This is a genomic window from Marinobacter gelidimuriae (genome assembly GCF_000372805.1).
GTDB classification, from domain to species: domain Bacteria; phylum Pseudomonadota; class Gammaproteobacteria; order Pseudomonadales; family Oleiphilaceae; genus Marinobacter; species Marinobacter gelidimuriae.
Genome location: NZ_KB889832.1, coordinates 1 through 2720 on the forward strand (window position 1 = coordinate 1; position 2720 = coordinate 2720).

The following is a 2720-nucleotide window of genomic DNA, read 5'->3' on the forward strand; positions in this document are numbered from 1 at the left end:
TAGTTATCGTCTAATCACAACATGGTTTTCGACGGTGATCTTCCTACAGGGGACTTACACCCCATTAGTTCATGCCCATGCTGGGCGTACACAAGAAGCGGCAGGCCGACAGCCAACACTCCGCACCTTTTGTGTTACTCGCTGACGCTCAAACATTAACACAAAAAGCGCTCCGTATTGGCTGCGGCTGAGCTTGGCGTTAGCCTTTTAGAGGTAAGTCTGAGTAAACTGGCTCAATGGAAAAAATATGAAATTTAAGGTACTTCCGGCAGGACGGGTTTGCCCTGTAGACATACCAAATCATGCATACCTGATTGAGGATAATTGGGATGATTGGTTCGAGTTCTCAACAATGTATACATTGGTTTATGTGGACTCAAAAATGGAGAAGAACCTAATTGGCTCGACTAAGGTAGGCCAATTCGATATGGAAAAAAGCCAAAGAAGGCCAACAATACCAGCTGAATTTGAAGAGTTAGATGAGAAGTTTTTCTCCGTTGGTCAAGATGATAGCTTTTATGAAGAGTTGAATAGTCTTGGGGAGGGCATTAGAGATCAAATATTATCATCGCTTAATGATATTGCTTTACATGAGGACGTATACGACAAAGCAATAAGGGAGCGGGTCACTAGTACATCTCTGCTTAGATCTGTTAGTCACACATCAATTAAGGGACAATATCGCCGTCTTGCAAAAGGTGGTGCAAGACTTTCAAAATATTCTTTTACGTATAAATCTCCAGTAATTAAAGGTACCGGAACAGAACGAATTTTTTTAAGTTTTGATGTGGTCCCTGAGAGTAATCCACCTACAAATATTCATGTGCTCATTGGTAGGAATGGTGTAGGTAAAACCTACCTAATGAACAACATGATTAGCTCACTCATTGATGAGAGTTCAGCTATATCAAAGGTTGGTAAATTTACCTCTTCAGATGAGTTTGAAGGCGACCTGTTTTCTAATGTCATTTCCGTGACGTTTAGCGCATTTGATGAGACAGAACCGCTACCTGAAAAGAAAGACAAATCAAAAGGTATACAATTTTCATACGTTGGATTGAAAAGGGTTAAGAAAATAGGTGAAAAGAGCTTGCCACCGAAGAGTCCGGTTATATTGAAGAATGAATTTGTGAAAAGCATATTAGCCTGTAAGGCTGGGAACAAGATCGAGCGATGGAAAAGAGCTGTGGGGAAGCTAGAATCAGATCCGGTCTTTGGTGATATTGATGTAGTCTCGATTTTAAATCATGAAGATGAAGAGGCGTGCGAAAATGTTGCAGGGCGAATATTCAAGAACTTAAGCTCGGGCCATAAAATTGTTCTGCTCACAATTACAAGGCTTGTCGAAACAATGGAGGAGAGAAGCTTAGTATTCTTAGATGAGCCGGAGGCGCATCTCCACCCTCCACTACTGTCAGCTTTCGTGAGATCGCTTTCTGATCTTCTAATCAACAGAAATGCTGTTTCTATAATAGCTACCCATTCGCCTGTTGTGCTTCAGGAAGTCCCTAAAAATTGTACGTGGAAGCTATGGAGAAGTGGTCATTTTTCAAAAGTCGAACGACTAGAAACAGAATCATTTGGTGAAAATGTAGGAATATTGACTAGAGAGGTATTTGGGCTGGAGCACACAGACTCGGGTTTTCATAACCTTCTAAACGATGCGGTCAACAAATTTGACGACTATGATTCAGCCTTTCAAAGTTTTGATGGCCAGTTGGGGTTGGAGGCAAAAGGCATTTTGCGAGCCTTGTTTGGCGTCAAGGATGGAGGAGTATGAAAAAACTTTTGAAGCCAAGCTATGCTGCAGTAGATGTTTTTCAGTCGTGCATAGAGCGGGTTCGAGACGCCGAGTTAAAAGGAAGGCTTTTATCCTGCATTCAAGAAATAGAAACAGCCTCTATTGAGTTTGATGAAAAAGCTCCTATAGCGCAACTTCATACAATTGCTCCTAAAGATAATGTTTCTAGTGCAGTTACAGTTGATGAAATGAAAAATGTTTATACATCGCGCATGGCGAAAAAGCTTGCTCCTGGTCGTAATTATTACGATAAGTTAATGTCTCTTCCGGAGCATGGAAGATGTCCGCTTTGTTCCCAGCGTGTCGTGTCGACACTGGATCATCACTTGCCTAAAGCACACTTTCCGTCGCTGGTAGTTTCGCCGCTAAATCTTATTCCAGCTTGTCAGGACTGTAATAAGATAAAAAGCGAAGATATACCGCGGTGCTCAGAGCAGGAAACTCTGCACCCATACTACGATGATGTGGAGAGCTTTGTTTGGATTAAAGCGAGGATTATAGAAACTATTCCGGTAGCTATAGAATTTTATGTAGATCCTCCTCAAGAATGCGAAATCCTCTTGATAGAAAGACTAAGAAATCATTTTAATACTTTCAAGCTGGCTCCTTTATATTCTTCCCATGCTGCCGAGGAGTTGGCAAGCATCGAATATGTTTCAAGAAGAGTATATTGTGACAGTGGAAGCATTGAGTTAAAAAGATACTTGACCGATATAGCTGATGGAAAACGGTCTGTTAATTTAAATTCATGGCAGGCAGCATTATATGAGTGTCTTTCAGAAAGTGACTGGTTTTGCGAAACAAGATTCCAGTTGTAGAAAAGGCTAATCGGGTAGCCGAGGGTATCTAACCCTCAGCCCCCACAACACCCTGCATGCGGGTCCGCACAGGGCGTTTCACTTAGGATAGTGAAGCTTGA

The 2720-nt window shown here is 41.8% G+C and carries 2 protein-coding genes; both read left to right on the top strand.

The features are described from left to right. The first annotated feature begins 247 nt into the window (after positions 1-247). Positions 248-1780, top strand: coding sequence for an AAA family ATPase (locus tag A3OI_RS0102585; RefSeq protein ID WP_018402792.1), 1533 nt, complete (start codon positions 248-250; stop codon positions 1778-1780). Next, positions 1777-2619 carry an HNH endonuclease gene (locus A3OI_RS0102590; protein WP_018402793.1) on the top strand — a complete coding sequence of 281 codons (843 nt, stop codon included), beginning with the start codon at positions 1777-1779 and terminating at the stop codon, positions 2617-2619. Before A3OI_RS0102585 ends, A3OI_RS0102590 begins: the two co-directional genes overlap by 4 nt. Positions 2620-2720: the final 101 nt, after the last annotated feature.

What these genes read in the sequence shown, in the direction of transcription:
- A3OI_RS0102590 (WP_018402793.1), top strand. Translation starts at nt 1,777, where the DNA reads ATGAAAAAACTTTTGAAGCCAAGCTATGCTGCAGTAGATGTTTTTCAG.
- A3OI_RS0102585 (WP_018402792.1), top strand. Translation starts at nt 248, where the DNA reads ATGAAATTTAAGGTACTTCCGGCAGGACGGGTTTGCCCTGTAGACATA.